Annotated in this window: 8 protein-coding genes; 2 read left to right on the forward strand and 6 right to left on the reverse strand. The window is 69.8% G+C overall.

The window, feature by feature from the left end:
- The first annotated feature begins 115 nt into the window (after window positions 1-115).
- Window positions 116-508 carry a DUF1844 domain-containing protein gene (locus QM568_RS00625; RefSeq protein WP_415134752.1) on the forward strand — a complete coding sequence of 131 codons (393 nt, stop codon included), beginning with the start codon at window positions 116-118 and terminating at the stop codon, window positions 506-508.
- An 81-nt stretch (window positions 509-589) separates the two neighbouring features.
- Here the strand turns inward: QM568_RS00625 and QM568_RS00630 are convergent, their stop codons facing one another.
- The 6 genes from QM568_RS00630 to QM568_RS00655 form a co-directional block, all read right to left on the reverse strand.
- Window positions 590-1,387 carry an SseB family protein gene (locus tag QM568_RS00630; protein WP_415134754.1) on the reverse strand — a complete coding sequence of 266 codons (798 nt, stop codon included), beginning with the start codon at window positions 1,385-1,387 and terminating at the stop codon, window positions 590-592.
- Entirely contained in the window at window positions 1,371-2,117 is a 747-nt protein-coding gene (gene priA / locus QM568_RS00635) for a bifunctional 1-(5-phosphoribosyl)-5-((5-phosphoribosylamino)methylideneamino)imidazole-4-carboxamide isomerase/phosphoribosylanthranilate isomerase PriA (protein ID WP_415134756.1), read from the reverse strand. The genes QM568_RS00630 and priA overlap by 17 nt, the downstream gene beginning before the upstream one ends.
- Before the next feature lie 98 nt (window positions 2,118-2,215).
- Window positions 2,216-2,848, reverse strand: a complete 633-nt coding sequence (gene hisH, locus QM568_RS00640; protein ID WP_415134758.1) for an imidazole glycerol phosphate synthase subunit HisH — start codon at window positions 2,846-2,848, stop codon at window positions 2,216-2,218.
- Window positions 2,845-3,456 carry an imidazoleglycerol-phosphate dehydratase HisB gene (gene hisB, locus QM568_RS00645; RefSeq protein WP_415134760.1) on the reverse strand — a complete coding sequence of 204 codons (612 nt, stop codon included), beginning with the start codon at window positions 3,454-3,456 and terminating at the stop codon, window positions 2,845-2,847. The genes hisH and hisB overlap by 4 nt, the downstream gene beginning before the upstream one ends.
- Window positions 3,453-4,547 carry a histidinol-phosphate transaminase gene (locus QM568_RS00650; protein ID WP_415134762.1) on the reverse strand — a complete coding sequence of 365 codons (1,095 nt, stop codon included), beginning with the start codon at window positions 4,545-4,547 and terminating at the stop codon, window positions 3,453-3,455. Before QM568_RS00650 ends, hisB begins: the two co-directional genes overlap by 4 nt.
- Window positions 4,548-4,622: 75 nt before the next feature.
- Window positions 4,623-4,985, reverse strand: coding sequence for a LysM peptidoglycan-binding domain-containing protein (locus QM568_RS00655; protein ID WP_415134764.1), 363 nt, complete (start codon window positions 4,983-4,985; stop codon window positions 4,623-4,625).
- A 278-nt stretch (window positions 4,986-5,263) separates the two neighbouring features.
- Between QM568_RS00655 and lexA the strand changes: the two genes are divergently transcribed.
- The gene (gene lexA, locus QM568_RS00660; protein WP_415134766.1) at window positions 5,264-5,950 is read left to right on the forward strand and encodes a transcriptional repressor LexA; all 687 of its coding nucleotides are present in this window, start codon (window positions 5,264-5,266) and stop codon (window positions 5,948-5,950) included.
- The last annotated feature ends 77 nt before the right edge of the window (window positions 5,951-6,027 follow it).

Consider the following 6,027-nt stretch of genomic DNA (forward strand, 5'->3'; position numbering starts at 1 on the left):
GGAGTGCAAGACCCGGTAGCCTGGAACGGCAAGCGCGGGTGGGAAGTGAATCCTCTTTCGTGCCAGAGCATGAACGCTCTGGAGCCCGACAAAGTCTAACAGAAGGCAAGGCGAAGTGACGAACCAGGCACCGGACGAGGCGGCACGCGAACGCGAGGAGCGCTGGGCTCGGCAGGAAGAGGCAGCGGCGTCCGCCACGCGCGACATCGCCGATGTGCCCGCCGTCGAGGTGATCACCACGACCGCCGTGCACCTGATGAGCGCGGCCGCCGTCAAGCTCGGCCTCGCCGACGACCCAGACGCGCAGCTCGACCTCGACGAGGCGCGCAAGCTTATCAACGCCCTCGCCGGACTCATCACGGCCGGTGCACCCGAGATCAGCGACATGCACGCGCGCTCCCTGCGCGACGGGCTGCGTTCGCTGCAGCTCGCGTTCCGCGAGGCGTCGACCATCCCCGACCCGATCGGCAAGGGACCGGGCGAGAAGTGGACGGGGCCGGTCACCTGATCCGCCAGCGCAGAGAAGTGGCCGTTGCGCAAGAATGCGGACAGCGGATGCCGGAACTGGTGCCACCCGCCGCCGGGGAGCTCAGGCGGAAGGGCGGAGCTTGACGCTCAGGGAGTCGGCGAGCACGGCGATCCGGTCGTCGGCGGCCCAGCGCCGGGCGAGACGCTGCAGCACGGCGTCGAGCGTCTCGCGCTCGAGCCCCGCGGTGAGCTCGAGGATCACGACGAGCTCGGGGCCGCGCAGGCGCGCGTCTGGATCTCCCGCGGCGACGGCGACATCGATCACGGCGAGCTCATGCGCCACGCTCTCCTGCAGCGCGGCGAACACCTCCGGCGACTGATAGCTGGGCTCCCAGCGGTGGCCCTGGGCCACCGCCCACACGGCGGGACGGCGGATCGCGAATTCGGTGGCAGCGGTCGGATCCAGCACGATGAGATCGGTGTCGTCGGAGGAGGCCGCCAGCGCTGCGCGCACCCCCTCGACGGGGATCGGCCGCGCCAGCGGATCCCACTTCTGCATCGCTTCGACGCAGGAGAACACCGGCTGCACGCGCCTGCCGTCGGGAGCGGCGACCGTCACGATCGAAAGCTCCTGGGTCTTGTCGACCACGAGCCCCGTCGGCCCCACACCCTCATCGCCCTTCTCTGCGACGAGCGGAATCAGCACGCGTGCCGCGCGGAAGGCGTCGACCACCTCGACCTGCGAGCCCTCCCCCGCGCGGAAGCGCACGAGGGCCTCGAGCAGCGCGGGGTCGGCCGAGCCGTCGTCGGCGGCATGGGGGTTCGCCTCGAAGCGGCGCCCCTCCCAGGGGATGCCCGCGGAGTCGCCGTGGTCGCGCGAATCCGGTCCGCATGCGTGCGGGTCAGTCTCCGGCGACATCCAGAGCCTCGGCCAGCGTGAAGGCGCCCGCGTACAGCGCCTTCCCGACGATGGCGCCCTCGACGCCCAGCGGCACGAGATCGCGGAGAGCTGCGATGTCGTCGAGCGTCGCGATGCCGCCGGAGGCCACGACGGGCTTCGGGGTGCGCGAGGTCATCTCGCGCAGGAGCTCGATGTTCGGGCCGCGCAGCGTTCCGTCCTTAGTGACATCGGTGACGACGTAGCGGCTGCATCCGGCATCCTCGAGGCGGTCGAGCACCTCCCAGAGGTCGCCACCGTCCTTCGTCCACCCGCGTGCGGCGAGAGTCGTGCCGCGCACGTCGAGGCCGACGGCGATCGCCTCGCCGTACCGCCCGATCACATCGGCGGCCCACTCGGGGTTCTCGAGGGCGGCGGTGCCGAGGTTGATGCGCGCGGCACCGGTCTCGAGCGCGGCCTCGAGGCTCGCGTCGTCGCGGATGCCGCCTGAGAGCTCGACGTTCACGTGCTTGAACTGCTTGATGACCTTGCGCAGGATCGGGGCGTTGCTGCCGCGGCCGAACGCCGCGTCGAGGTCGACGAGGTGGATCCACTCCGCGCCCTGCGACACCCACTCCCCCGCGGCATCCAGCGGGTCGCCGTAGCTGGTCTCGCTGCCGGCCTCCCCCTGGGTCAGTCGGACGGCCTTGCCGCCGGCGACATCGACCGCGGGAAGGAGCGTGAGCGAGGGAGACTGCGCGAAGTCGTTCATGACGTCCTTGAGTGAGTGGATGCGCCGATCAGCGGCACGAGAATCGAGGGTACTCCTGCGGTCGCCGGCGCCCAAATGCGCGACACCGCACGAGCGTCTCAGAGACTGGAGACCCAGTTGCCGAGAAGGCGGATGCCGGCTTCGCCGGACTTCTCCGGGTGGAACTGGGTCGCCGACAGCGGCCCGTTCTCCACAGCGGCGAGGAACGGGTCGCCGTACGTCGTCCAGGTGAGCACCGGCTGCGGGAACGGCGGGATCACATCGAGCTCCCACGACTGCGCGGCGTAGGAGTGCACGAAATAGAAGCGCTCGTCCTCCACGCCCCGGAAGAGGATGCTGTCGGCGCCGGGCTCGACCGTGTTCCAGCCCATGTGCGGCAGGACCGGCGCGTTGAGCTCGGTGACCGCGCCCGGCCACTCCCCGAGGCCCTCGGCGTCGTGGCCGCGCTCCACCCCGTGCGAGAAGAGCACCTGCATGCCGACGCAGATCCCGAGGACCGCCCTCCCTCCGGCGAGGCGCCGATCGATGATCTCGTCGCCACCGTGCGCGGAGAGCGCATCGCGCACGGCCTGGAACGCGCCGACGCCGGGGACGACAAGACCATCGGCCTCGAACGCCTGGTTCTTGTCGCGCGTGAGCACGGCGTCGGCGCCCGCGGCGATCAGCGCCTTGACGGCGGAGTGGACGTTGCCGGACTCGTAGTCGAAGATGGCGACCTTGGGTGCGCTCACAGCGCGCCCTTGGTGGAGGGAATGCCGTCGACGAGCGGGTCGAGCGCCTTGGCCTGCCGGAACGCCCGCGCGAAGGCCTTGTACTCGGCCTCGGCGATGTGGTGGGGGTCGCGCCCGCCGAGCACCCGCACGTGCACGGTCAGGCCGGCGTTGAACGTGATCGCCTCGAAGGAGTGCCGCACGAGGGCTCCCGTGAAGTGACCGCCGATGAGGTGGAACTCGAAGCCGGCCGGCTCCCCCTCGTGCACGAGGTACGGGCGCCCGGAGATGTCGACCACGGCCTGGGCGAGCGCCTCGTCGAGAGGCACGAGGGCGTCTCCGTAGCGGGAGATGCCGGACTTGTCGCCGAGAGCCTCGCGGATCGCCATGCCGAGCACGATCGAGATGTCCTCCACCGTGTGGTGCGCATCGATGTGGGTGTCGCCGGAGGCGCGGACGGTGAGGTCGGTGAGCGAGTGCTTCGCGAACGCCGTGAGCATGTGGTCGAAGAACGGCACCGAGGTGTCGATGTGGCTGACGCCGGTGCCGTCGAGGTTCAGCTCGAGTTCGACGGTCGACTCGGAGGTGCTGCGGACGCGGCGAGCCGTGCGGGGCGCGGAGGTGCTCATGACGCCGATCCTATCGAGGCGAGCGCGTCGAGGAACGCGGTGGTCTCGGCCTCTGTGCCCGCCGTGACCCGCAGGTGCCCTGGGATGCCGACGTCGCGCACGAGCACGCCGCGATCGTAGAGCGCCTGCCAGGTGGCCTTCGGATCGGCGACGCCGCCGAAGAGCACGAAGTTCGACCAGGAGCGGTGCGGCGTGTACCCGAGGGCCTCGAGCGTCGCACTGATCCGGTCGCGCTGCTCGATGATCTCGTCGACCATGGAGAGCATCACATCGGCGTTGCGCAGCGCCGCGACCGCCGCCGCCTGCGTGAGCGCGCTGAGGTGGTACGGCAGGCGCACCAGGCGCAGCGCGTCGATGAAGGCGGGGGCGGCTGCGAGGTAGCCCACCCGCGCGCCGGCGAAGGCGAACGCCTTGCTCATCGTGCGGGAGACGGCAAGGCGCCCCCGCCCCTCGAGGAGCGTGAGAGCGGATGCCGCGTCGTGGGGCGCGAACTCCTGGTAGGCCTCGTCGACGATGACGACGCCGCGCGCCGCCTCGTACACCGCCTCGACGACGTCGAGGCCGAGCGGGGTGCCGGTGGGGTTGTTCGGTGTGCAGAGGATGACGACGTCGGGGTCGGCGGCGCGCACCTGCTCCGCTGCATCTTCGGCGCTGATCGTGTAGTCGGACTCACGGGTGCCCGCGATCCACCTCGCCCCCGTCCCCTGGGTGAGCAGCGGGTACATCGAGTAGGTCGGCGCGAAACCGAACACCGTGCGCCCCGGCCCGCCGAAGGCCTGGAGAATGTGCTGCAGAACCTCGTTGGAGCCGTTGCCCGCCCAGATCTGGTCGGACGTGAGCCCGTGGCCGAGGTAGCCGGCGAAGGCCTCGCGAAGGGCGGTGAACTCGCGGTCGGGGTAGCGGTTCACGTCGCGGATGGCGACCGCGATGTCGTCGAGGATGTCGCTGGCCACCGCGTCGGGCACCGGGTGGGTGTTCTCGTTGACGTTGAGCGCGATCGGCAGCGGGGCCTGGGGCGCGCCGTACGGAGTGAGTCCGCGAAGGTCGTCGCGAAGGGGGAGGTCGTCGAGTGAAACGGTCACCCTCCCCATGCTAGAACCCGTCGCCGTCGGCGACAGTGACGATGACGGGATGCGACGAATCCGGCTATGAACGACGACTGCGGACTACTTCGTGTACTGCGCCGGGATCGCGATCTCGTCGCCGATCTGCAGCGTGGAGGCGGAGAGCGCGTTGAGGGCGCGGATCTCGGAGATGACGACCCGCGGGTCCTCGTCGGGGGCGATGCTCGAAGCGATCGACCACAGCGACTCGCCGGGTGCGACCGTGACGGTCTCGAACGTCGCCGAGGCGCCACCGTCGTTCGATGCCAGTGCGCTGCCGCCGCTGAGGATGCCGAATGCGATCGCCGCGGCGACGGGCACGGAGGCTGCGGCGAGGAGCAGACGCCGACCACGAGCGGTCAGTCGCAGACGGGTCGTCGCGCGTGCCGGAATCTGTGCCGTGGTGCTGAAGGCGATGGTGCTCATGTCGTGCTCCCTCTCGTGACCCCCGCGGGGGAAGTTGGCGTAGCGTTCGCATTCACGGCTCGGCCGGGAGCCGTGAATGCGAAGCTACGTTCCGAATCTATCTTCGATTTCGAATATCTGTCAAGACTTCTTCGAAATCCGATCTTCGAATTGGCCGACACGCTCGAACAGATCTACCAGACGAGCACGATTCTCGGATACGGTTTCGATATCGACACCACATCACGGACCACCGACATTCGAACTCCGGCCCCGGAGCCATGCACCTGAGGAGCACCATGAGCGACATCTCCGCCCCTGAACCCGAGGCGCCGCGCACCCGTCGCCGCAAGAGCCTCAGCGCGAAGCAGATGGCGATCCTCGAGGTCATCCAGAACTCGATCAGCCGCCACGGCTACCCGCCGAGCATGCGGGAGATCGGCGATGCCGTCGGCTTGAAGTCGCTCTCGAGCGTCACCCATCAGCTCGGGCAGCTCGAGCTCAGCGGGTACCTCCGGCGCGACCCCGGCAAGACCCGCGCGATGGAGGTCCTCATCGACCTGCCCGGCACGAGCGGCGAGAACCCGGCCGACGTCGCGACCCCGGTCGGCGACGCGGCGCTGGTCCCGCTCGTCGGCCGCATCGCCGCCGGCGTGCCGATCACCGCCGACCAGCAGGTCGAGGAGATCTTCCCGCTGCCGCGTCAGCTCGTGGGCAAGGGCGAGCTGTTCATGCTCAAGGTCTCGGGCGAGTCGATGATCGACGCCGCGATCTGCGACGGCGACTGGGTGGTCGTGCGGGCGCAGGTCAGCGCGGAGAACGGCGAGATCGTCGCGGCGATGCTCGACGGCGAGGCGACGGTGAAGGTGCTCCGCCGTCGCGACGGCCACACCTGGCTGCTCCCCCGCAACTCGGCGTTCGAGCCGATCCTCGGCGACGAGTCGACGATCCTCGGCAAGGTCGTGGCGGTGCTGCGCGCGGTGTGACCGCCGCACGACGAAAACACGACGAGACGGCCGGATCCCACCGCGGAGGGCTCCCGCCGAGTGAGGTAAGAAGCCGG

It is taken from the genome of Microbacterium sp. (genome assembly GCF_047607465.1).
In the GTDB taxonomy this organism is placed as follows: Bacteria; Actinomycetota; Actinomycetes; order Actinomycetales; family Microbacteriaceae; genus Microbacterium.